The 22,768-nt window shown below is 68.8% G+C and carries 17 protein-coding genes, 1 tRNA gene and 4 pseudogenes; 11 read left to right on the top strand and 11 right to left on the bottom strand.

Translation table 11 applies throughout. The annotated features are described in order from the left end of the window. Positions 1-6: 6 nt before the first annotated feature. From ACFT9I_RS30270 to ACFT9I_RS30280, 3 genes are all read right to left on the bottom strand, one after another. Positions 7-1,968, bottom strand: coding sequence for a DUF2264 domain-containing protein (locus ACFT9I_RS30270; protein ID WP_382569466.1), 1,962 nt, complete (start codon positions 1,966-1,968; stop codon positions 7-9). A 98-nt stretch (positions 1,969-2,066) separates the two neighbouring features. Continuing rightward, positions 2,067-3,227 (bottom strand): mandelate racemase/muconate lactonizing enzyme family protein, encoded by a 1,161-nt coding sequence (locus ACFT9I_RS30275; RefSeq protein ID WP_382569467.1) that lies wholly within the window; start codon positions 3,225-3,227, stop codon positions 2,067-2,069. Beyond that, positions 3,224-4,285 carry a LacI family DNA-binding transcriptional regulator gene (locus ACFT9I_RS30280; protein ID WP_382569469.1) on the bottom strand — a complete coding sequence of 354 codons (1,062 nt, stop codon included), beginning with the start codon at positions 4,283-4,285 and terminating at the stop codon, positions 3,224-3,226. Before ACFT9I_RS30280 ends, ACFT9I_RS30275 begins: the two co-directional genes overlap by 4 nt. Positions 4,286-4,545: 260 nt before the next feature. Between ACFT9I_RS30280 and ACFT9I_RS30285 the strand changes: the two genes are divergently transcribed. The 4 genes from ACFT9I_RS30285 (at position 4,546) to ACFT9I_RS30300 (ending at position 8,152) form a co-directional block, all read left to right on the top strand. Then, positions 4,546-5,394: an ABC transporter permease gene (locus ACFT9I_RS30285; protein WP_382569529.1), complete on the top strand. Its 849-nt coding sequence runs from the start codon at positions 4,546-4,548 to the stop codon at positions 5,392-5,394. Between the two features lie 57 nt (positions 5,395-5,451). Then, the gene (locus tag ACFT9I_RS30290) at positions 5,452-6,468 is read left to right on the top strand and encodes an ABC transporter substrate-binding protein (RefSeq protein WP_382569471.1); all 1,017 of its coding nucleotides are present in this window, start codon (positions 5,452-5,454) and stop codon (positions 6,466-6,468) included. Between the two features lie 35 nt (positions 6,469-6,503). Then, complete coding sequence (locus tag ACFT9I_RS30295; protein ID WP_382569472.1) at positions 6,504-7,352, top strand: ABC transporter ATP-binding protein; 849 nt, start codon at positions 6,504-6,506, stop codon at positions 7,350-7,352. A gap of 269 nt (positions 7,353-7,621) precedes the next feature. Beyond that, entirely contained in the window at positions 7,622-8,152 is a 531-nt protein-coding gene (locus tag ACFT9I_RS30300; RefSeq protein ID WP_382569474.1) for a GNAT family N-acetyltransferase, read from the top strand. A gap of 78 nt (positions 8,153-8,230) precedes the next feature. On the opposite strand, the gene ACFT9I_RS30305 is transcribed toward ACFT9I_RS30300, so the two are convergent. The 4 genes from ACFT9I_RS30305 to ACFT9I_RS30320 all read right to left on the bottom strand — a co-directional run bounded on the left by ACFT9I_RS30305 (position 8,231) and on the right by ACFT9I_RS30320 (position 14,756). Beyond that, positions 8,231-9,112 (bottom strand): sugar phosphate isomerase/epimerase family protein, encoded by an 882-nt coding sequence (locus tag ACFT9I_RS30305; RefSeq protein ID WP_382569476.1) that lies wholly within the window; start codon positions 9,110-9,112, stop codon positions 8,231-8,233. A 152-nt stretch (positions 9,113-9,264) separates the two neighbouring features. Continuing rightward, positions 9,265-12,735: a ThuA domain-containing protein gene (locus ACFT9I_RS30310; RefSeq protein WP_382569478.1), complete on the bottom strand. Its 3,471-nt coding sequence runs from the start codon at positions 12,733-12,735 to the stop codon at positions 9,265-9,267. 322 nt (positions 12,736-13,057) lie between these two features. Continuing rightward, a complete protein-coding gene (locus ACFT9I_RS30315; protein WP_382569480.1) occupies positions 13,058-13,963 on the bottom strand; it encodes a transketolase family protein in 906 nt (301 codons plus the stop codon). Positions 13,964-14,048: 85 nt separating this feature from the next. Next, positions 14,049-14,756, bottom strand: a complete 708-nt coding sequence (locus ACFT9I_RS30320; protein WP_382569482.1) for a thiamine pyrophosphate-dependent enzyme — start codon at positions 14,754-14,756, stop codon at positions 14,049-14,051. 148 nt (positions 14,757-14,904) lie between these two features. Here ACFT9I_RS30320 and ACFT9I_RS30325 point away from each other — a divergent pair. Further along, a tRNA-Pro gene (locus ACFT9I_RS30325) sits at positions 14,905-14,978 on the top strand. A 98-nt stretch (positions 14,979-15,076) separates the two neighbouring features. Here the strand turns inward: ACFT9I_RS30325 and ACFT9I_RS30330 are convergent. Further along, positions 15,077-15,529 (bottom strand): annotated as a pseudogene (locus ACFT9I_RS30330) (tyrosine-type recombinase/integrase); the annotation flags it as partial. A 249-nt stretch (positions 15,530-15,778) separates the two neighbouring features. Here ACFT9I_RS30330 and ACFT9I_RS30335 point away from each other — a divergent pair. Together ACFT9I_RS30335 and ACFT9I_RS30340 are read left to right on the top strand one after the other, a co-directional pair. Further along, the gene (locus ACFT9I_RS30335; RefSeq protein WP_382569484.1) at positions 15,779-16,120 is read left to right on the top strand and encodes a hypothetical protein; all 342 of its coding nucleotides are present in this window, start codon (positions 15,779-15,781) and stop codon (positions 16,118-16,120) included. Between the two features lie 92 nt (positions 16,121-16,212). Continuing rightward, a pseudogene (locus ACFT9I_RS30340) lies at positions 16,213-16,651 on the top strand (IS5/IS1182 family transposase); the annotation flags it as partial. A 339-nt stretch (positions 16,652-16,990) separates the two neighbouring features. Here ACFT9I_RS30340 and ACFT9I_RS30345 read toward each other — a convergent pair. Next, positions 16,991-18,142, bottom strand: a complete 1,152-nt coding sequence (locus tag ACFT9I_RS30345) for a hypothetical protein (protein ID WP_382569486.1) — start codon at positions 18,140-18,142, stop codon at positions 16,991-16,993. A 233-nt stretch (positions 18,143-18,375) separates the two neighbouring features. On the opposite strand from ACFT9I_RS30345, the pseudogene ACFT9I_RS30350 reads away from it, so the two are divergent. Beyond that, a pseudogene (locus ACFT9I_RS30350) lies at positions 18,376-18,580 on the top strand (SLC13 family permease); the annotation flags it as partial. A gap of 469 nt (positions 18,581-19,049) precedes the next feature. Here the strand turns inward: ACFT9I_RS30350 and ACFT9I_RS30355 are convergent. Next, positions 19,050-19,484: a DUF6892 domain-containing protein gene (locus ACFT9I_RS30355; protein ID WP_382569487.1), complete on the bottom strand. Its 435-nt coding sequence runs from the start codon at positions 19,482-19,484 to the stop codon at positions 19,050-19,052. 429 nt (positions 19,485-19,913) lie between these two features. Here ACFT9I_RS30355 and ACFT9I_RS30360 point away from each other — a divergent pair, with 429 nt between their 5' ends. From ACFT9I_RS30360 to ACFT9I_RS30370, 3 genes and pseudogenes are all read left to right on the top strand, one after another. After that, on the top strand, positions 19,914-20,198 hold the full coding sequence (locus ACFT9I_RS30360; RefSeq protein ID WP_382569488.1) for a methylenetetrahydrofolate reductase: 285 nt from the start codon (positions 19,914-19,916) through the stop codon (positions 20,196-20,198). A gap of 526 nt (positions 20,199-20,724) precedes the next feature. After that, positions 20,725-21,612, top strand: coding sequence for a transporter (locus ACFT9I_RS30365; protein WP_382569490.1), 888 nt, complete (start codon positions 20,725-20,727; stop codon positions 21,610-21,612). Between the two features lie 203 nt (positions 21,613-21,815). After that, positions 21,816-21,929: pseudogene (locus ACFT9I_RS30370) on the top strand (IS5/IS1182 family transposase); the annotation flags it as partial. Between the two features lie 152 nt (positions 21,930-22,081). On the opposite strand, the gene ACFT9I_RS30375 reads toward ACFT9I_RS30370, so the two are convergent. Beyond that, positions 22,082-22,762: a helix-turn-helix domain-containing protein gene (locus ACFT9I_RS30375; protein ID WP_382569492.1), complete on the bottom strand. Its 681-nt coding sequence runs from the start codon at positions 22,760-22,762 to the stop codon at positions 22,082-22,084. Between the last annotated feature and the right edge of the window lie 6 nt (positions 22,763-22,768).

Consider the following 22,768-nt stretch of genomic DNA (forward strand, 5'->3'; position numbering starts at 1 on the left):
CGTGCGTCACTCCTGCTGTACGCGCACGGTCTCGCCGTCGGTGAAAGTCAACAGCACTGCTTCGTCAGTCACTTGTACGCGTATGGCGTCGCGCAGCTCCTGCGGGTCCGGTGCCGCCGACGTGTCCCCGACGAGCGCGATCAGTGTCACCAGGACGTGCACCCCGCCCGGATGGCTCTCCAGCCGCAGGCAGGGCGTCGCCGAGTGCGTGCCGTACGCGTTGGCATTCACCCGCCGGACGACCGCCCCCTCTTGCTCGGCGTCCCAGCCGTGCAGCCCCACCACCGCGCTGGACAACCCCGTTGCCGTGCGAGCGAGCGCCCAGCCGGGGCCGGAGCCGGTCACCGGGGCATCGGCGGCGGCCACCGTATGACCGCCCTCACGGACCGCACAGCCCGCCGGAGCGGCGACACGGTGCACCCGGATCTCCCACGCGCCGTGCAGCACACTGGTCGTATCGATCCGGAACGGCCCTTCCTCGCCCGGCAGTTCAGCCTCGTACCAGGACGACGCGGTACGACCCTCGCACCGCTCCGGATGGATCCGGCGCCGCTTGCTGGGAGTGCCGTCGGCCGCGAGCAGCGCGAGATGGTTGCCGAGCCGGTCGGCCCACGCCTCGTCGGACGTGTCGGGCGCGGTCGCCGACGAGTAGCCGAACGTGGCGTAGTGCGGATCGTCCTCGCCCGCCCCCCGGCCCCACGACCCGGGGTCCTGACGGTCACTGCCGTGATTCACCAGCCGTACGATCCCGTCGCGCCGGGTGCCGTGCAGCAGCCAGCCCGGCGCGGGCAGCGCGGTGTACTGGTCCGACTCCTCGACGGGCAGGGGCAGTTCGGGCTCCGTCCAGACGGGGTGGTCGGCGGGCAGCAGCAGACCGACGAACGCCTTGCTCGCCCAGTACGGCGACGCGGGACCCGAGTAGAGCTGAGTGACCGGGAGGAACTCGTCGTACCAGCCGAGAGTGAGCAGCCCGCGCTCGTCCGGCGCCCCGCGCTCCGCGAAATGCCGCACCGCGCCCGACGCGAGCCGGCGGGTGAGCCCCGGCGCGAGCGGGGTGCAGTCGGCCAGCGCCCCCATCCACACCGGCGTGGCGGCGGCGAAGCGGTACGTCAGCGAACGCCCCTGGTGGACCGGGCCGCCGTCGGCCCCGAAGAAGTGGGGATAGGCGGTGAGGAAGCGGTTGAGCCGCCGCCGGTAGACCTCGGTGCGCCCGCCGTCGTCGCCGGACGCCCCTCCCACCATCCGCGACCAGAGCAGCGGATACAGATGCATCGCCCAGCCGATGTAGTAGTCGAACTTCCGGCCGTCGCCGTCCGTGTACCAGCCGTCGCCGACGTACCAGTCCTCGATCCGGTCCAGCCCGTTCTCGATGTCCGAGCGGCTGTGCGGAGCGCCGACCGAGGCGAGGAACTGCTCCGAGACGACTTGGAACAGCCGCCAGTTGTTGTCGTGCGTACGGCGGCCGACGAAGCCCCCGAGCCAGTCCGCGATCCGCTCCTGCACACGGGTGTCCAGTCGGTCCCAGATCCACGGGCGCGTCTCGTGCAGGCCGATCGCGATCGAGGCGGCCTCCACCATCGGCTGCGAGCGGTCGGCCAGTCGGGGCCATGCCTCCCCGCTGCCGGGATCCGTACCGGCGACGAGTCCGGCCGTGTACCGCTCGATCAACGCCTCGTCCACCTGCCCGCGCGCGCCCGCGATCCGGAAGGCGGCGAGCAGGAAGGACCGGGCGAATCCCTCAAGCCCGTCGGAGAGTTCGCCCGACTTGCTGGTCCTGCCGGGCAGCCGATACTGCGCGCGGCCCGGTGTGGCGTACGGGACGAGTGCGTCCAGCAGTTGGTCGGCGACCGACTCCCAGTGGGCGCGGGACCAGCCGGTACGCGGGGAAAGGGCGGTGTCGGCGGGCGGCAGGATCAGCCGCGACCGCGACCCCGCGGGAGGAAGGGTGAAGGAAGGGGAATCGGACATGTCCGCGCTGCTCCTCGTTCTGCGGTTGTCGCTCGTGGCTCGTCGCTCGTTGTGTGGTCGACCCTCGGTCTGCGGTCGTCACCCCGCCCCGTACCCGGTCAGGCACGGCGTTCCAGTACGTCGACGGCCAGTTCGCGTACCACCGACTCGTCCACCTCCACCCCCAGGCCCGGCCCGCGCGGCACCCACGCGGTCCCGTTCTCGACCCGTACGGTCTCGCCCGCGTACGGCGAGCCGATGAACTGGCGCCCGTTGAGATCGACCGGCGTCGTGATGCCGTACGCCGCGAACAGGTGCAGCGAGGCGGCCAGGCCCAGGTCCGACTCGGTGAGCCCCGACCCCATCAGCTCGACCCCGCAGTCCCCGGCGAGCGAGCACAGCCGCCGCGAGAGCGTGAGGCCGCCGCTGCGCTGGACCTTGGCGATCGCGACGTCGACCGCCCCGAGCCGTACGAAGGTCGCCAGATCGCTCGGATGCCGCAGGCTCTCGTCGAGCGCCACCGGCACGGCCGAGAGGTCCCGCAGCCGCCGCAGCCCGGCGATGTCGTTGGCGGGCAGGGGCTGTTCGAAGGCGGTGACACCGAGCGCGTCGAGCCGGCGGGCCATCCGCAGGGCGACGGGCACCGTGTACGCCTGGTTGGCGTCGACCCACAGCGGCGCGTCCGGGGCGTGTTCACGTACGGCGGCCACCACGGCGGCGTCGGTGTCCTCGTCGTGCAGACCGATTTTCACCTTGAAGGCGCGATATCCCTCATCCCTGCCCTCGGCGACACTGTCCCCCACCTCGGCGGGCGACTGGCCCGACACGATCCAGCCCAACTCGACCGTCTCCGCGCGCCGTCGCCCCCACAGCACCCCGAGCGGCACGCCCGCCGCCCGGCCCAGCAGATCGTGCAGTGCCACGTCCACGGCGCTCTTGGCGAGAGGCGCGCCGATGGTGAATCCCCGGTTGATCGCCCGGTCGAAGGCGGTGTCGACGGCGTCCAGATTCCACACGGGCGTGCCGATGATGGCCGGCGCGAGATAGCGGTCGATCGTCGTCACGATCGATTCGGCGGTCTCGTACGTCCAGGCGGGGATGGGCGTCGCCTCGCCCCACCCGTACATCCCGTCCGCGCCGACCCGGACCAGGATGCGGACGGACGGGGTCCCGGCGACGGCCACGGAGCCGCCGGCGACGCCGAAGGAGCGGTGGGTGGGCAGTTCGACGGCGAACGTCTCGACGCGGTCGATCCTCAGGGCGGCCAGATCCTCCGTCATGTCGACTCCACCGGGTCCGCGGTGTCCGCGGTGTCCGCGGTGTCGGCGGGCGGCGGCCCCGTGCTGGCGCGCAACATCACTTCGCCGCCCACCCGGAGCACGCGCGAACGCGGCCCGTGCGGCTCACGCAGCGCCAGCGAGATGGCGTGCTGTCCCATCTCGGTCAGCGGCAGGGCGACGGTGGTGAGCGGGGGAGTCAACTCCCGTACGAGCGGGATGTCGTCGAAGCCCGCGAGCGAGATGTCGCCGGGCACGTCGATGCCCGCCTCCCGGAACGCGGCGAGTGCGCCCACCGCCATCACGTCGGTCACGCCGAAGACACAGGTGGGGCGGGTCGGACGGGTGAGGAGTTCGCGGGCGGCCGCGTAACCGCCGTCACGGGTGAAAGCGCCCACGACGACGCTGTCGCGGTCGAGCGTGATCCCCGCCTCGGCCAGCCCGGCGCGGAAGCCGGCCAACCGGTCGGCGACGGTGGTGAGTTCGGGTGGCCCGCTCAGGACGGCGAACCGCCGGTGGCCGAGCGCAAGCAGCGCGCGGGCGAGCGCCGCCGCGCCCGCGCGGTTCTCGGGCAGGACGGCGTCGGCGCGCACGCTGCGGTGCCGGCTGACGACGGCGACCCGGCCGCCCGCGCGGATGTACGGGTCCAACTCGGCGCTCAACGCCCGTTCCCAGGTGCGGTCCTGGAAGCCGGAGCCGATCAGCAGGATGGCGCGGGCGCGCTGGGCGCGGAGGATGGAGACGTACTCGATCTCCCGCGACGGTTCGCGGAACGTGCTCGCGAGCATGACCAGGACGTCCTGTTCGGCGGCTGCCCGCATCACACCGCCGGCGATCGCCGCGAAGTACGGATCGCCCACGTCGTGACAGATCAGGCCCACCGTGTTGCTCGACGAACTGGCCAGCGCCTGGGCGTGCGCGTTGGGGATGTAACCGAGCAGATCCGCCGCCGCCCGCACCCGGTCCCGCAGTTCGTCCCGGACACGCGTGGTGCCGTTCAGGGCTCTGGACGCGGTCGCCAGGGAGACACCCGCGTGACGTGCCACGACGTCCAGCGTCACATGTGTCCGTGCTTCCCGTTCACTCAAGACGGCCCCCGAGTCGCGGTGGCGGCAGGGCCCTTGGCAGGGCCCGGAAACTTCCGGACGACCTATTGACCGTTCGGACAAGCAGTCATTAGCGTGGCGATCACCGTACCAGAAAGCGCTTTCTGAAAGCGCTTCTTCCGGTCCGGCAGTACGGCAACCGACACAGCAGAGGATCGGACAGCGCTTCGTAACCGCTCCTGATTTCCGAGGAGTTCACTGTGAGCCAGAGCGTCATGCCGGGACCGACCAAAGAGATCGCGGGAGTCGCCACACGCAACAGGCCAGGAGCGGGGGAGCGGTTCGGCAAGGCCGTCGAGACCAGCTGGCGGCCCGTCGCACTGCTGCTCGCGTGCTTCGTCGCGTGGTGGGCCGTCGCCGCCGCCGAGTTGGTCGAGCCGTATCTCGTCCCCTCGCCCGGGGCGACCCTGGACGTGCTGACGGGCAAGACCAGTTACATCTGGGAACACACCTGGGTGACCACCTACGAGACCCTGCTCGGCTTCGTCATCGCGGTCGTCGTCGGGGTGCTCGCGGCAGTCGTGATGGTCTACTCGTCGACCGTCGAGAAGACGCTCTACCCGATCCTGCTCTTCGCCCAGGTCGTACCGAAGATCGCCATCGCGCCCCTGTTCGTCGTCTGGCTCGGCTTCGGCATCACGCCGAAGGTCCTCATCGCGGTGCTCATCGCCTTCTTCCCGGTCGTGATCTCCATGGTCACCGGCCTCAAGGCGGTCGACCCCGAGATGCTCCAGCTCTCGGCGACGATGGGCGCGAAGCCGTGGCAGACCTTCGCCAAGATCCGCTTCCCGGCATCGCTGCCGCATCTGTTCTCGGGCCTCAAGGTCGCGGTGACGCTCGCGGTCACCGGAGCGGTCGTGGGCGAGTTCGTCGGCGCCAACGAGGGCCTGGGCTATGTGATCCTCCAGGCCAACGGCAACCTCGACACCCCGATGCTCTTCGCGGGCCTGCTTGTCATGTCACTGATCGGCGTCGTCCTGTTCGTCCTGGTCGAGATCGCCGAGAAGCTCCTCCTGCCCTGGCACGCCAGCCGCCGGGACAGCAATGTCACGACCTCGTTCTGAGTACTGAGCACCGAGCACCGAGTTCCGATGAGATCTCTCCTCCGAGAAGGGCCAGCCATGCACTCCCGCAGACTCCTGATCGGCCTCGTGCCGCTTCTCCTGGTCGCCACCGCCTGCGGCGAGGACGGCGGCGAGACCACCACCAGCGACTCCGGCAAGAAGCTGGACAAGGTGACGCTGACGCTCAACTGGTACCCGTACGGCGAACACGCGCCGTTCTACTACGGCGTCAAGGAGAAGATCTTCGAGAAGCACGGCATCGACCTGGAGATCAGGGCGGGCCAGGGATCGCAGAAGACCGTCCAGGCGACCGCCGCCGGGCAGACCCAGTTCGGCTGGGCGGACACCCCCGCCGTGCTCAGCGGCGTCGACCAGGGCGTGAACGTCAAGAGCCTCGGTGTGATGCTGCAGACGACGCCTTCGTCCGTGCAGTTCTTCGCCGACCAGAACATCAAGACGCCCGCCGACATCAAGGGCAAGACGGTCGCGGGCACCGCAGGTGACGCGCTCACCAAGACGTTCCCGATCTTCCTGGAGAAGAACAACCTCAAGCTGTCCGACGTCAAGATCCAGAACACCGACCCGGCGGGCAAGATCGCCGCGGTGATCTCGGGGAAGACGGACGCGCTGCTCGGCTACGCGAGCGACCAGGGCCCGACCATGGCGGACAAGGCCAAGAAGGACGTCGAGTACCTGCGCTTCTCCGAGAACGGGCTCAACTTCTACTCCAACGGTCTGATCGCCGGCCAGAAGATCCTCAAGTCGGACGCGGACCTCACCAAGCGCATGGCCACGGCGGTCAGCGAGGCGTGGGCCGCGGCCGAGAAGGCGCCGGAGCCGGCGGTCGCCGCGATGGAGGGCGCGTCCGAGCAGCTGCCGCCGAAGGCCGTACTGACCGAGCAGTTCGCGACGACGATGACGCTGCTGCACACCGAGTCGACCCAGGGCAAGGCTCCCGGGCTCAACACCGAGGCCGACTGGCAGGCGACGATCGACGTCTTCGCCGAGGCCGGTCTCGTGAAGAATCCGAAGGCGCCGGCGGATTACTGGGACAGCTCGGCACTGAAGGGATGACGATGCCCAGGGAATCGACTCTCCGGGAGCGCGGCGTGAGCAAGTCCGGCAAGTTCGGCAAGACCAGTCTGAGCAAGGACGGCGGCACGAGCGGCGACGCGGGTGCCGACGGCACGGCGGCCGTCTCCCTGAACGACGTCGCCGTCCGGTTCCGTACGAAGGACCGCGACGTCACCGCCCTGCGGGATGTGTCGCTCGATGTGCCGATGGGCGAGTTCGTGGCGATCGTCGGCCCCTCGGGATGCGGCAAGTCGACCCTGCTCAAGCTGGTCGCCGGACTGCTGAAGGCGTCCGCCGGTGACGTACGGCTGCACGGGGAGCAGGTCGACGGGCCGCGGCCCGACATCGGTTACGTCTTCCAGCGGGCCGCCCTGCTGGAGTGGCGCAGCGCCCGGCGCAACATCCTGCTCCAGGCGGAGATGCGCCGGATGCCGAACGTGGAGGCGCGCGCACGCGCGGACGAACTCATCAAGATGACCGGCCTCGGCGGCTTCGAGGATGCCTACCCGCACGAGCTGTCCGGCGGGATGCAGCAGCGGGTGGCCCTGTGCCGGGCGCTGCTGCACCAGCCGCCGGTGCTGCTGATGGACGAGCCGTTCGGCGCGCTGGACGCGCTGACGCGCGAACAGATGAACATGGAGCTGAACCGCATCTGGCGGGAGACCCGCACGACCGTGCTGCTGGTCACGCACTCCATCTCGGAGGCGGTCTACCTGGCGAACCGGGTCGTGGTGATGAGCCCGCGACCCGGCACGATCACGGAGATCATCGACGTGGGGCTGCCGCCGGAGCGCGACTATGTGGAGACGCTGGCCCGGCCGGAGTTCCGCGAGGCGACGACGCACATCAGGGAACTGCTGGGGGCGGCGTCGTCGGAGGACTGAGCGCGGGACCGGTCCCTTGAGCGGGCGGTGGCGGCACGACCTGTCGAAGTGCGGCCACCGCCCATGTACGCCGCGTCGCACGGTGCCCGTGCCCCGTACCGACCGGGGCTCGCCCACCCGGTGAGACCGCGTGGCGCACACTCGCCGCCCTTTCCACCCTGCTGGGTGGGAAGGGCGGCTCGCTGTCGGCCCGGCTGTCCGGCTGTCCGGCTGTCCGACGGCCCCGATACCCAGGTGTCCGCAGGTCGACGCTGTGATTGGCTGCGTCGGTGAGCGAAGAACGTATCTCCGTCAGGCGCCGTGACTCGTCCGACCTCGACGCGTGCGTACGCGTACTCGCCGAGGTCCATGAGAGCGACGGCTACCCCGTCAACTGGCCGCAGGATCCTGCGGGTTGGCTCACCCCGCCCGGGTCGCCGCCCGAGTCGCCGGCCGCCTGGGTGGCGCTGCTGGACGGCCGGATCGTCGGTCACAGCTGCCTTTCCCCCGCCCGCCCCGGCGACGCCGCGCCCGACATCTGGAGCGGCCGTACCGGCATGGGCCCGGAGCAGACCGCGGTGGTGAGCCGGCTGTTCGTCTCGCCGAAGGCCCGGGGCCACGGAATCGGCGCGCTGCTGCTGACCGAGACGGTCCGGGAGGCCCGCGGGCGCGGGCTGCATCCGGTGCTGGACGTCGTGACCTCCGACCGCGCGGCGGCGGCGCTGTACGAACGCCAGGGGTGGACGCTGATGGCGACGGGTGAGCAGCGCTGGGGTCCCGACCAGACGGTGCAGGTCCACTGTTTCGCGGCGCCCCTCTGAGCGGCCCGTACCGACACCGCACCCCCCGACCGGCCGTGCGGCCCGTCGGGGGGTGCGGTGTCGAGCGGGGTTATTACTTCAGTACCGCAGCCTCGCCAGATGGCCGTAGCTGTTGCGCGCCGTGGCGAACGGGTCCTTCGGCGAGTCGTGTTCGACCAGCCACTGACGTACGCCGCCCCGGTGCGCCGTCTCGAACATCTCCGCGAAGTCCAGGACGCCCGAGCCGACGTCCGCGAAGTCGCCGTTCGGAGCCATGTCCTTGACGTGCAGCGCCGGGAAGCGCGGGCCCTCGTCCACGAACAGACGGCGCGGGTCCGCCCCGCCCTTCGCGGCCCAGTAGACGTCCAGCTCGAAGCCCACGTACTCGGGGTCCGTCTCGTTGAGCAGGATGTCGTACAGGACCTCGCCGTCGACGACCCTGTGGTCCGCGTCGTGGTTGTGGAAGAGCACCGGGCCGAGGCCCGCCTCCCGCGCCGCGCGCCCCGCCCGGTTCATCGCCGCCGCCGCCTCGCGGTAGCCCGCGGGGGTGTGCATCTCGGTCGGCAGGCTCGGTACGACGACCCACTCGCCGCCCAGCGTGTGGACGTCCGTGATGGCCTGCTGGAGGCCGGCGCCCGCCACGATGCCGTAACCGACGTGCTCCAGCACCGCCTTGAGACCGACGTTCTCCAACACCTGGCGGATCTGCGTGGCGTTGCGGCCGAACCGCCCGCTGACGCCGACCGTCGCGTAACCGATGTCCGCCAGCTGCTCCAGCGTCCCCTCGAAGTCCGTCTCAAGGACGGACCGCATCGTGTAGAGGTGCATGCCGATCCCGCCGCGCGGGATCCGCCGCCGGCAGCGCGGGTCGTGGTGCCGGCCGGACTCCGCCGCCTGGGCGGTGGCCGCCGTCGACGCCAGCCCGACCGCGGCCAGGCCCGCCGCCGCCGTACCCAGGAACGCCCTTCGTGTGCCGTTCACCCTCACGTGACCTCGTCTCTCAACTCGCTTGAATGCGGCTCGTATTGATCAGTCGCGCAGTGATCAGTGCGCGGTGGTCACCGCGCACTGATCAGTTCTGCCTCGATCAGTTCTGCCTCGATCAGTCCCGTACCGGTCCCTCGCGCGTGGACTCAGCTCGCGGTGATCTCGACAGCGCCCGTCGTCGTGTCGCCCTTGTCGTCCGTGACCGTGAGATGCGCCGTGTACGCGCCCGGCCGTGCGTAGGTGTGGCTCGCGCTCGCACCCTGCTGGCCGGTGGGCTTCGTGTTGTCACCGAAGTCCCAGCGGTACGAGGCGACGGTCCGGCCCTCGGCGAGCTTCACCGTGCCGGTCAACTCCGCCGCCAGCGGCGCCGCGCCTTCCGTCTTCGGTGTGCTGACGGTGACGCTCGTGCCCGGCTTCTTCTCGACCCCGCGGCCGTTGAAGTGCAGCCAGTCGATGGAGAGCACGTCCTGCCCGTCCGGCTTCCAGTCCGGGTTGCTGAACACGGCGTACATCTTCACCGTGCCCCCGACCGGCCTGAGTTGAGTCGTCGGTGAGACGAAGTTCGTCCAGGCGCCGGTGTGGGGAATCGTCACCGAGCCCATCAGCGGGCCGGTGGGCGAGCCGTTGCGGAACTCGACGGTGCCACCTGTACCGCCCGAGGACCCGCCGACGGTGACCGACTGGACTCCGGTGAGATTCACCGGGTCGTACGCCACCCAGTCGCCGTGCTCGATCTCGATGACGCGCTTGCCGCCGGACGCCTCGGGCCGGGCGCCCACGGTGACGCCGCCGTTCTCGCCGCCGGTCTCGCTGAAGAACTCGCCCTCGCGGTAGGAGGCCTTCAGATTCGACGTGGCGGTCCCCGTCAGCGCGGGAACATCCGGGTCCTCGCCGCCGTCGTCCTTGTAGCTGGCGGTGACCCGGTAGAAGAGGTCCTGGTTCGCGTGCTCGTCCGTCGTCGGGACGGTGAACTCACCCACGCAGCCCTGCTTGGACTGCACCGGGTGCAGCGTGGCCGCGTGCCCCAGCCGCCCCTCGACGGTGACGCGCTCGCAGTCGATCTCCGCACCCTTGCCGTCCTCGCGGTCGGTGACCTTCACCGTGAAGGGAACCGTGTCGCCGAGGCTGAACATGCCGCCGTCCGGGGCCCGTTGGACCGTCAGCACCGGCCGCGTGTTGCCCACGGTGATCTCCCGCGCTGCCTGCGCCGAGAGCTTGTCCGGTCCGGTGACCGTCAGCCGCGCGCTGAAGACACCGTTGTCGGTGTAGATATGAGTGGGGTTGGCCTTCGTGGAGTCGACGGTGCCGTCGCCGTCGAAGTCCCAGGCGTACGTCACCGGCTTGCCCCCCGACAAACCGGAACCGGCGCTGGAGAACTTCACGCTGCGCGGACCCGGCCCGGTGTCGGACGTGGCGGTGATCTTGGCGGTGGGCAGCTCGCCGTCACCGATGTAGTCGACGCGGTAGATGCCGGTGCCCGGGTTGTTCACACCCGTACGTCCCGCACCCGAGCCGACCCCGAAGTCGATCACGTACAGGGAGCCGTCCGGACCGAACTGGGCCTCGAAGAGCTGGTTCCACTTCATGTCCGTGAAGATCTTGTTGATCGACTGGATGTCCCCCGCCTTGGCCGGCGGGAAGCGCGGGTCGCTGAACGACTGGTCCTTACGCTGGATCGAGAACGTCTTGAACCAGTTCTGGCCCAGCTCGTAGTTGAACCACTTCGAGTCGAAGTACTCGGGGAACTTCGTGGGCGACGGGTTGTCGGGGTCGTAGTCGTACACGGGACCACTCATCGGCGCCCCGCCGCCGCCGACCTCGGGGAAGAGGGGCGAGCCGGAGTACTGGTACGGGACGGTCGCCGACGCGGCCGGCGGCAGCTCACGCAGACCCGTGTTGTTCGGCGAGTCGTTGACCGGCTTGGCGCAGTCGAACTTCGCCCCCGAGACCTTGGTCGCGAAGTCGTAGTCGTTGAACGGGGTGTTGGCGCCGATGCAGTACGGCCAGCCGAGGTTCGCCGCCTTCGGAACCCGGTTGAACTCGACCGTGCCCTCGGGCCCGCGGTTCGGGTCCGCCGCCCGCGAGTCGGGTCCGTAGTCACCGATCAGCAGCGCCCCGTCCTTCGGATCCGTGGTGATGCGGAACGGGTTGCGCAGCCCCATCGCGTACACCTCGGGACGGGTCTTCGCCGTGCCGGGCGCGAAGAGGTTGCCCTCCGGGACGGAGTACGTCCCGTCGTCCTCCGGAGTGATCCGCAGAACCTTGCCGCGCAGGTCGTTGGTGTTTCCGGCGCTGCGCTGCGCGTCGAAGACATGCCGGCCCGCACGCTCGTCGATCGGCGTGAAGTTGTCCGAGACGAACGGGTCGGTGTTGTCGCCGGTCGCGACGTACAGATCGCCGTCCTTGCCGAAGGTGAGCGAGCCCGCCATGTGCACGTTGGCGCGCTGCTCGTCGCGGTCGGTCGGGATCTCCAGCAGGAGCTTCTCGGACGCCGGGTCGACGGTGTTGCCCGTCAGCGTGTAGCGCGAGAGGTTCAGCTGTTTCTTCTCCTTGTCGGAGTGCAGGAGATAGAGCCAGTTGTTCGTCGCGAAGTCCGGATCGAGCGTCAGCCCGATGAGCCCGTCGGACTGCTCCGTCATCTTGAGGCTGTACTCGAAGTCCAGCGCCGTGGTGGTCTCCGACGTCGACTGGTCGAGGACCTGGAGCTTTCCGGTGCGCTGGATGTAGATCACCCGGTTGTCGGGGGTGACGGCCAGCTCGTACGGGTCGGAGAGGTCGGTCGCCAGCTGCGTCCGCTTGAAGGACCCGGTCTTGGTGGCGGAGCAGTCGCCGGGCTTGTTGCCGGCCGCCCACTGGATGCCGCCGAGCAGGTGCTTGCGGAAGTTCTCCTCAGAGAAGGCGGACGCGTCATGGCCGCCCGCGGTGAACCAGGAACGTCCACCGTCGTAGTTCTGGCACCACGACCACGGGTGGTCGACGCCCTCGTCGAGCCCGGTGATGCCGTCGTTCACCTTGATCTGCGCGAGCGTGTGCACCTTGCCCGTGGGGTTGGTGCGCCAGTTGTACCACTCCTCCGAACGCTCCCAGAGCTCCGGAAGGCCCTTGGTGGAGGGGTGCGCCTGGTCGAGGACCTTGACGCGACCGGTCTGGATGGCGGGGTGCTTGTCGAAGATGGCCCCCGTCAGCCCCTCGTACCAGTCCCAGTCACGCTCGCTCGCGGACGCGGCGTGCAGTCCCACCCAGCCGCCGCCCGCGCGGATGAACTTCTGGAGGGCGGTGCGCTGGGGAGCGTCGAGCAGATCGCCCGACTCCGGCGTGGAGTTGGTGTTGTTGAAGACGATCGCCTGGAAGCGCCCGAGGTTCGCGTCGCTGAAGACGCTCGCGTCGTCGGACGCCTCGACCTCGAAGCCGTTCTCCTCACCGAGCTTCTTGATTCCCTCGATCCCGGCCGGGATCGACTCGTGCTCGAAGTTGGTGACCTTGGAGAAGACCAGCACACGGAACGGCGCGGCGTCCGCGGGAGGGGGCGAGGCGACCCCGAGTCCGAGCACGAGAGCGAGCAGGGCCAGGACGACGGTGAAGGGCGTCAGAGCCCTTCGCGGTCGGCCGGTGCGCATGGGGGATCGGTCTGGTGGACGGCTACTCACGGGCGCTCCCGGTGCAGGTGGCGGCTACGAATGGGAAGAAAGCGCTTTCTTAAGTACGCCGCATAGCGTAGGTTCCCTGCTTCCGGGGGGTCAATGGGTCGGAAGCGTCCACTGTGGTATAGGAGTTGGGGGTACCGGAGCCGTCCCGTCCGATCGGTCGTTTTCTGACGCGGTGGGTCGTATGTGTCCGACGGCCGTTCAAAAGTCCGCGTCAGAAGGCGCCGTCAGGACGTCTCCGCCAGGACGTTTCCGCCAGGACGTCTCCGTCAGGAGTCCGTGCCGAGAGTCCCCCTCAAGACGCCCTCGTCAGGAAGGCGGAGATGCGGGCGCGGAGCGACCGGGGGTCCAGGCCGTGCGCCGTGAGATGTTCGTCCATCTCCCCGTACTTGCGCAGTTCGCGCCGTCCCACACCCAGCCCGAGCACCCGGTGCGGTACGTCGGCCAGTGCCTCGTCGGCCGCCGCTGTCGACGTCCCGGCGAGGTACGGCTCCACGATCACCGCCTCGGCGGCGCCCGTGTCCCCGACGGCGCGGCGCAGCGCGGCACCGTCGAAGGGGCGGACGGTCGTCGCGTACAGCACCGTCGTGTCGAGCCCTTCCGTCGCCGCGAGGACGTTGTCCAGCATCGGCCCGACGGCGACCACCACGCCGTGGTTCCCCTCACGCACCGTCAGGAAGCCGGCCCCGGTGACCGGCAGCGCCCGCGCGTTGGTCTGCATCGAGAGCCGTACGTACACCCGGTCGTCGCCCTTCGCGGCCTGCCGCAGCAGGACCTCGGCCTCGTCCGGGTGGCCCGGCACATGCACGGTCCAGCCGTCGAGCGTGTCGAGGAGCGCCACATCCCCCGGCGACATATGGGTGAAGCCGCCGGACGGCCAGTCGTACGACGCCCCGGCGCTCACCAGCACGCCGCCCACGCCCTGGTGGCCGAAGTCGAGCTTCACCTGCTCGAAGGGGCGCTCCACGAGGAAGCTCGCGAAGGTGTGCACGATCGGGCGCATCCCGGTGAGGGCGATGCCGCCGCCCGCGCCTACGAGGAGTTGTTCGCGGATCCCCACGTCGATCACCCGGTGCGGATGACGGCGTTCCGCCTCGTGGAAGCCGTCGTGGCCGATCACGGCGAGTACGACGGCGAGGCGCGGGTCCTCGTCCAGCAGCCGGGACGCGGTCGAGGCGAAGCGTTCACGCATGGTGTCCATCAGAAAACCTCCGAGTGGTCCGAGTGGTCCGAGCGGGTCTGGTAGCGGTCCGAGCAGGTCTGAGCGGAGCTGGGGTCGGTGGCGGTCAGGACCGGGATTCGACGCGGGCGACGACGGCCCTGGCCTGACCGGGATGGGGCGCGGTGAACGCCTCGTACAGCGCCTCGTGGTCCCGCCCGTCGACGGTCACGGCCGACCAGCCCGCCGCCGTGAACCGGGAAGCGATCCCGCCCGGCCAGCCGTGCGTGGCCGACGAGTTGTCGATCACGAGCGTGTGCAGCTGTTCGAGACCGGCGGGGCCCGCGTAGGCGATTGCCTCGTGGTTGCTGCCCTCGTCCAACTCGCCGTCCCCGATGAGGACCCAGACCTTGGAGTCGGTACGCCCCTGCGCCCGCAGCCCGAGCGCGCTCCCGACGGCGAGCGGCAGCCCGTGCCCGAGCGACCCACTGCCGATCTCGGCCCCCGGCACGAGCAGCCGGTCGGGGTGATGACCGAGCGGCGAGTCGTACGAGCCGAAGCCGGCCAGCAGCGACTCGGGGAAGAAGCCCTTGGCGGCGAGGACGGCGTAGTACGCCATCGGCCCGTGCCCCTTCGACAGCAGGAAACGGTCGCGCGCCGGGTCGTCGGCGGTCGCGGGGGAGACGTTCAGGACCCGGTCGTAGAGCACCCAGATCGCGTCGAGGGTGGAGGTCGCGGCCGGCCCGTGCTTCTCGTCGCCGGTCATCAGCGACAGCAGCCGGTCGAGATCCCGGTAGGCGTACGGTGCTGTGGTGGTCCGTGTCGATGTCGTCATACGGACCACCGTGCTACCTCAACTTAACTTGAGGTCAAGCGCCCGGCCGAGGTCGCAGAACGGAAAAAGCGGTTCGTGACCACCGGTCGGAGTGCGGTATTGTTCTTATGCGCGTTCAGCCGGGGGAAACCCCAGGTCAGACGGGCATCGGGACGTGGCGCAGCTTGGTAGCGCACTTGACTGGGGGTCAAGGGGTCGCAGGTTCAAATCCTGTCGTCCCGACTGGAGACAGTCGCAGATCAGGGCCGGTTTCGGAGAACTCCGAAACCGGCCCTCGATCATTTCTGGGGACCAGTTGAGGGTCGGCGTCCTTGACTGGGTCAGCGGGTCATGACGATTGGGCTCGGCAGTGAGCGCGGCGCGCGCAGCACGCTGAAGTGGGCCGAGAGCGCCGCCCCGGCTGCCGTGATCTTGTGGACGTCCGGGTGAAGGTAGCGCTGGGTGGTGGTCAGTGAACCGTGGCCGGCGATCCTGCGGAGTACGTGCACCTGGACTCCGGCGTCGGCGAACCAGGTCAGTCCGGTGTGCCGGAGGTCGAGGCGGCGCAGGTGTTCGTAGCCGAGGCGGGTGACGACGTCGTCCCAGTGGGTCGCGTCACGCAGGACGGCGGTGGAGATGCGCCCGCCACGTGGGCCGGTGAACAGGCGGGCGTCGGGGTTCGGCCCGGCGGACAGAAGGCGTTGGGCGACGAGTGGGCGGATCTCCTCGATGATGGGGACCTTGCGGGCCCGCTTGCCCTTGGTGCCCTTGTCGGTGAGCCCGCCGGGTGCGGGGATGGCCCCAGAAACGGCGTTCAGGATGAGTCTGGGGCTGAGCGTTCTCTACAGCGTGGTCATGGTCCTGAGGCGGAGGGGTTGAGGTAATGGCGAGATATACGGTGGCTCTGCACGGTCACGCGGCGCTGCGCGTCGAGGCGGAAGCGGAGTCCGTGCAGGAAACCGCCTGGCGGTCGCGAAGGCGCCGAAGGTGAAGTACGTGCAGAGCCGGACGCCGGTGACGACGAGCAGACTGGAGGGGCCGAAGTGAGCGAGATCAGGCGCGACGAGTGGGTTGGGATGACCAAGTCGGCCAGGAGGTACGAGCCGTTCTGGGAGAGCGTCCGGGAGGCGGAGGCGCAGGGTCGTCCGGTGATGAACGTCGTTAAGGTCGGCAAGTTCATCATGCAGGCGTCCACGGACATCGAGCTGGCCAAGCTGTTCGCGGAACACCAGGTCTTCGACCAGGATGAGGTCGGCGAGTTCGACTGGGTGCCGGACGAGTTCGAGGTGCTGCATCTTCGGTTCAAGAACACGCGGACAGGGGAGTGGGAGTCCACCATCCAGTCCATCTCGACGGTGCCGGCGCTGCCGGAGGCGCCGAAGTGAGTGAGCCGCAGGTCGATTGCGTGCGCTGGAGAGCGGCCTGCTGCGGCGGGCTCTTTCAGAGGTATGTGATTCCGTACTGCTTGGGGGTGACCGTGGCACGGCGGAAGCCGTGGGAGTCAGTGACGAGCTGTGGGCGGTGATCGAGCCGTTGCTGCCGAAGCATGAACGACGGTTCCGGCACCCGGGGCGCAAGCGGATCGATGACCGCAAGACGCTGCAGGGAGGAACTCCAGCGCGTGCTGCTGGACCGGCTGCGGGCGGTGGACTGCCTGGACTTCTCCCGCGTCCCCGTTGACGCCTTGCACGTGCAGCCCAAGCGGCGGCGAAGCAGCCCCAAAAGTCGGTCCGAGCCTGGTTGACCGTGGACGGCTGGGCTCGGAGCACCACGTGCTGACCGACGCGCACGGCACCCCGCTGCGGGTGTAGTTGACGGCCGGGCGAAACGACATCACGCAGCTCCTGCCGCTGGTCGACGGCCTGCCGCCGGTGCGGGGCAAGCGGGGCTGGCCCCGGCGCAAGCCCCGCACCTTGTGCGGCCGAGACGAGCAAGGGGGATCTCGACCCCGCTGGTGAGCGGTGACTTCGGTCGGGGATCCTCTGGGAAATCGGCACCACTCTCGGCGCCCTCGGTGCAACCGGGGAGGCTCCATCGTCGCCCCGGACAGGCCACACCACCATCGTCGACATTCGCATCGACCTGATGGAGTCACCACGTTGGGCTGTCGGCGAAACTCGTGTCGCCGGACCAACGGGGACAAGCCGATCTACACAGCGCGTGGACCGGGACAGCGCCTGACAGGACCTCGGCGGCGTCCACACCGCGGCGGTGAATCTGCAGCGGCCGTAGGGTGCCCGGCGGCCGTCCATGCCTCAGCCCTCGAGGAGATCACCCTGGGGGAGGATTCCCGGCATGTAGCCCCTGGCAGGGGACAGGTCCCGCCAGTCGAGGTCCCCCTCCTCCACAGACGCCACTCGCCAGTCGTCCTCCTCGTTCATGCTACGGAACGCCTCGTGCAGGAAGTCGGGGAGCACTTCGCTATCCCGACGGCCCGGGCGGCGCCGGTCCTCAGGAACCGTCCAGTCTGCCGCGAAAAGAGTGCCGTCGATGTAGAGCGTGCGCTCCTGGCGAGGCCGGTGGCGGGCGAGCAGGCCCAGGATGTCGTCGCGAAGGCCCGCGATTTCGTTGCGTCGAGCCGCCCGTTCCACACGCTGCAGCACCGGCGCCAATACCCCGAGCGTCACGCCGAGCGCCGCGAAGCCAGCCACGACGTAGTCGCCCAGAATGAGTGGTTCCTGATGGGCGAAGGCGTCCAGGAACGGCGTGTAGTAGGCCAGCACATGTAGGTCGGGGTCGACGGGAAGGTCTACGGCGCGAGGGTCTGCTGTGTCCGGGTCGATCGCTGTCAGACGCATGGGGCTATGGGGGGAGGAGAAGTGCACCGCGCTCGCGTATGCGATCTTCGGCACTGCGCCCTTGATGGTCTTGACTGTCCTCTTCTGTTCCTCCATGGCTTCGCGCAGCTTCTTCGTCAGCGGGCCTGAGCGGCCCTTGGCTTCTGCGACGACATAACCGCCGACGGTCCGCTCTCCGAAGAAGTCCGCCCGGCTCTGGCCGGGGGCGAAGGTGAGATTGTAGGCGGAGGCGTAGCGGGCGACGTGCATGAAGAACCGGACGGATAGCTGCCTCTCGGCGAAGATCTGGCACATGGCCTGCCCCAGGGTGTAAGACAGCATGCCCTTCTCGGAGGGGTCGAGCTCGCGGGCGAGGTCGGTACGTGTAATGCGACGGACCGGATCATCGCTCCAGCTGAGATAGGCGGGCAGGACCGCCACCCTGTGGCACCACTCGTACGCAGATGACCTCCCGTGCTTGGTTTGGTCGTACGGGGCCCTGCCCGTGATGAACAACGCGCGCGCCAAGTCTTGCGGCAGGACTGGCAGATCCTGCTTGACGGGGACGCCGGTACTGGCCGGGAAGAGCGTGGCATCGGTGCGCACGTGCGCGGGGCCATTGAAGAACATCGTCGCCGCTTTCCGGGTTCAGGGCCGTCATACACAGACCGTGAGGATCGTCGTACCGGCATCTCTCTATCACCCCGGTCCGCAGTCCGCCCCGGCATCAGGGGAGACGGAAGCGATCCCCCGGGAATCCTGGCTTGCCGCATGGCTCCGGCCACCCCAGGCATCCATGATCAACGATCAAGGACTCGACGTCTCACCGCCAACTATGCACGAGCTCGTTAGATCCTCACGGGGCCGCCGCCGTCAGCAAGACCGGACTCGCGGGCCGTGCCGCCGCCTGGCTGGTCGGCGGGGGCGGGCACCGAACGGCAGTTGACGCATCAGACCACGGCCGGGCTGGTCGTCACGGCCTTCGCGGTGCCCGCGACCTCCGGCCGCGCCGCCTTCGCCCTGCCGGTCTTCCTGGCGCCCGCCGCGCCCCTGAGCCGAGGCCGCAAGCCAGGGAGCCGCTACCGCATCCAGTACAGCGACCAGGCCCTCGCCCAGCGGAAGTCCATGGACGCGCAGACCCGCGCCACCGTCGACAGACAGCATGCGCTGACTCACCGCGGACCCGTACAGGCGCGGCTCCGTGCCCGCCCCGCGCAGCCGGGACAAGGACCGTCGGATGCTCACCCTGCCCACGGCGATCATCGTCTACTGGGTCCATACCGATGTCCTGGTCATCACCGACGTCGACATCGTCCCCTGACCCACCCGCCACCACGCCCGACGGTGGTCCGTACCACCCGCCCCGGTGTCAACGGCCAGGCCGACAGCAACTGGTGTCGGTTCGTCAGCGACGGAACGGTCCAGAGCGTACCGCTGGCGGCGAACAGCCTCAGGCCACTACCGCTCTCCCGCTGTAGGGGCAGCTGGACCGCCTCCGGAACATTGTGCCCGTCGACAGGGCGGCGGGTGGCGGGGCTCAGTCGGTGTCGATGCCGCGCGCGGCGAAGACCTTCGCCGCGTCCGGCACCGCCAGGACGCCGTCCTCCACGAAGGTGACCTCCCGCAGGTTGGGCAGCAGGTTGAGGTCATCGAGCGAGTGGACGTCGAACAGATCGTCCTCGCCGTCCCAGGCGGGGGCACAGTGCCGGAAGACGTCCGCCCCGGCGTCGAAGCACAGCTCCTCGACACGGGCGAGCAGCTCGGCCGGGATCTTCAGGGCCTCGAAATGGGCCCGGGACTCCGGCAGCACCTCCGCGTGGAGGGCGTTCTCCAGGACGTAGGACGCCGGGTCGCCGATCCCCCGCCCAGCCAGCCGCACGGGCAGGTCATAGACGGGGAGGAGCGGGTCAGGGCCGTACATGAGCTCCTCGATGACGAGCAGCTTGAGGTTGAAGTCTCGGAACTGGCTCATGGAACATGAGTACCACCTAGGTACGACACCGGCCCTCCGCGCGGCTTCCGGCCCAACTGGCCGGGTGCCCGTCGCTCCCGCATGCGCGGGCACCCAGGTGCGCCAGCGACACCGAGCTCCAGGAGATCGCGGCCGAAGCACTCAAGGACGTCTACTTCCAGGACGGCGGGCCGCCACACAGCGGATGGAGCCGGAGTCCGGCTGCATCCGTGTCGCTCCGGTTACTCGAGGACCACGGCGGAGTCCACCAAGTCGTCCGGGGCGGTCACCTGTTCCAGCGGGATGCTGAGCACCTTCTCCTCCCGGCCTCTGAGGTTGGTACACGTCGCCGTCCAACGACAGACGGCTGTTCCCGTGCTAGTCCCCGCGAGCGATCAACGAGCACGCGTCCCAGGAGCGATGGGGTGGCGGGTCGGCTTCGATACACGGGTGCCTGACGCCGATCATCCCGGAGATCGTGCCAATCACCACGATCCGCTCGCCGCGCCGCGCCGATTCGCGGGCCTGAGCACCGTGGTCGTCCCGCCGGGGCTCGCCGAGCGGATGCTCGGCGACGAAGACAACCCCAAGGCGGTCAAGGCGCTCGGTATCGACCACGCCACCGAGATGTGCCGACGGCTGATCAGAGAGGAGGCTCCGGGTCTGCACTTCATGACCATGAACTTCTCCGAGGTGACGAGGGAGATCAATCAGAATCTGGGACTGCGTTCGTGACTACCCGTGGAGCGCGACCACGGCCGCTACCCCTGGTCGGACTCGGGTGTGAAGGGCTTCTGACCAGGCACTTTGTGGCCTGTCCAGCGCCGGCGAACCACTTCTGACGCGACAGCACCCATACCCGGGGAGTTGACTACCACCAGTCCCGATCGGAGAGGTCGGGACGCAACCCGCTCGGACGTGGAGCGGCTGCCCGTCTTGCGGTGGCGGTTGCCCCTGGTCAGGGAAACCGTTATCGGCGTTTCCGCTGCTGAGGAAGTGCTCTGTGGAGCGAGCGCTTAGAAGGCACCTGTTGCATCCATGGCCCCCTTGTTCTGACCTGCGGCTTTCCGGTGCCTGATGTGGCGTCAGTCGTTTTGTGGGACGTATGTGGGATCAGGCGACCCGTGGGATTCGTGGGGCGCCGGCGCGTCCCATTGGCTCGGGCGTAGCCTCTCACACCATCTTCACGCGCTCGAAGGCGATCGCGGAAACAAACGCACCCCTCCCCGGCGTTTTCGATCTTCGAGCCGAGGAGGGGAACGTGTCGGGCCTGAAGCTGTTCCACACGACGAATGGCGGCGTGACGGAGGTCGCGCCGCAGCTTGCTGAGGCCGAGGCAGATGTGCAGGCCCTCATCGAGGCGCACATGGAGACGATGCTAGGGGTGCGATTCCTGGCGAGCGAGTACAGCACCGGCCCGGTGCACGGGGGCCGGATCGACTCGCTCGGCCTCGACGAGAACGGTGCCCCTGTGATCGTGGAATACAAGCGCGGCATCGACGCCGGCGTGATCGACCAGGGCCTCTTCTACATGTCCTGGCTCCTCGACCACAGGGACGCCTTCCACCGGCTGGTGCGCGAGCGGCTCGGATCGGCGGTCGGGGCCCAGGTCGTGTGGAGCGCGCCGCGGCTGATCTGCGTGGCTGGCGACTTCACCCGCTACGACGTCCACGCCGTGCGCGAGCACCGGCGCAGCATCGACTTGGTCCGCTACCGCTTTTACGGCGCCGAGCACCTCGGCCTGGAGACCGTGGCTTCCGTGACCGGGCAGCCCGTGGGTTCCCCGGCAGGGAGCCGCGTGGCGGGAGCCCCGCGCGCGCGTGCGGGCACGGGCGCGATGGAGGAGCTAGCGGCGGCGGTCGACGAGGTGCTGCGTGGTCTGGGCGACGACGTGATCGCGGTGCAGCGCCGACAGCACCGCGCCTTCCGGCGCCTGCGGAACTTCGCTTGCGTGTGCACGCCGCGGCAGTCCAAGGTCCTCGTGTACCTCAAGGTGGACCCCAAGCAGATGGACCTGGTGCCGGGGTTCACTCGTGACGTCACGGGGCTTGGGCACCACGGCGCGGGAGACCTGGAGGTGCAGGTTCGCACGGACCGGGACCTGGAGCGGGCCGAAGAGCTGTTCCGTCTGGGCTACGCAGTGGCATAGCGGCTTAGCAGCTGGGAGCACCGCAAGGCGAGTTATTCGGTTGTGAGTGGTCGTCGTGCGCTGTCCTTTCACAGTGGCTGTCAGAGATTTGGCGGTGGACTACCAATGGTGCGGGGGAGTCCCGGTTTCGGTAACCGGGACTCCGCCGATATAGTGCGCGCCTGCATCTGGCACGGCAGTACGAGCCATTGATGGCTTGGATGATCGGCCGGATGAAGAACTACAAGATTCTTCGTGACCGTCGGCAGCGCGGCGACGGCCTCCATCACGCCGTCCAAGCCGTCACCCGCATGCACAACCTCACTCTCGCCGCATGATCAGACGAGCCGACGGCATACTTCAGGCTGCATGATCACAGCCTTCTGCAACGCGCTCTATCGGCCGAGAACGGATCAATAACGTCGCTGCGCACGAGTCAGACCCACTTTTCTGGCAAGTGGGTCTGACTCGTTGACACCGCATCAATGCCTCAGTTGCTCCAGGGAATCCCATAGGGCTTCAGAAGCCGTTCGGGCTCACGCCCCAAGTACTCGCGCGCGGCCGGCGATCCATCCCGGGCTGCCTGCCGAACGTCTTCCATCCGCGCGATACGCCAGGCCGACTCCCACTGCGGCCACTCCTCCTGGGGAACATCGCTGACCGCGAGAACGGCAAACATGATCGTTCGCGTGGGAGAAGTACGTCGAGTGACGAAGTTATGGAAGGTGGAACGACTGATCGGCTGCTCAATCACGCCTCGAGCAGCCAGGCGCTTGGCCTTCTCTTCTGCCCTTCGGTAAGTGAGCCCAGAGAGCGCGTACTGTGATACGAGCGCGTTCCATAGGTCAGCAGGTGTCACCACGAAGTCTCGTGGATTCCTCTTCTCACCCTGGAGCATCTGCCTGATTCTGAGTTCCCACAGTCCTTTTCGATGCAGTCGTCTGCCGGCGTTTACATCGGCGCCGCATGCCCGGGCGATCTCCTCGACCATCGTGAGCGACGGCAACGTGGTACCACTGACCGCCCTACTCAGAGTGGACTTGTTAACCTCCAAACGTTCTGCCAGTTGCGCATAGGTCAAGCCTGTTCGTTGCCGCTGTTCGCGCAGCCAGCGCGCTAGTTCTACAAGAGGAGACGGCTGCTCGGGCAGCTCTTGCAGCTTTCGTCCCATCGGCCA

It is taken from the genome of Streptomyces sp. NPDC057137, from assembly GCF_042670825.1.
Classification (GTDB): Bacteria; Actinomycetota; Actinomycetes; order Streptomycetales; family Streptomycetaceae; genus Streptomyces.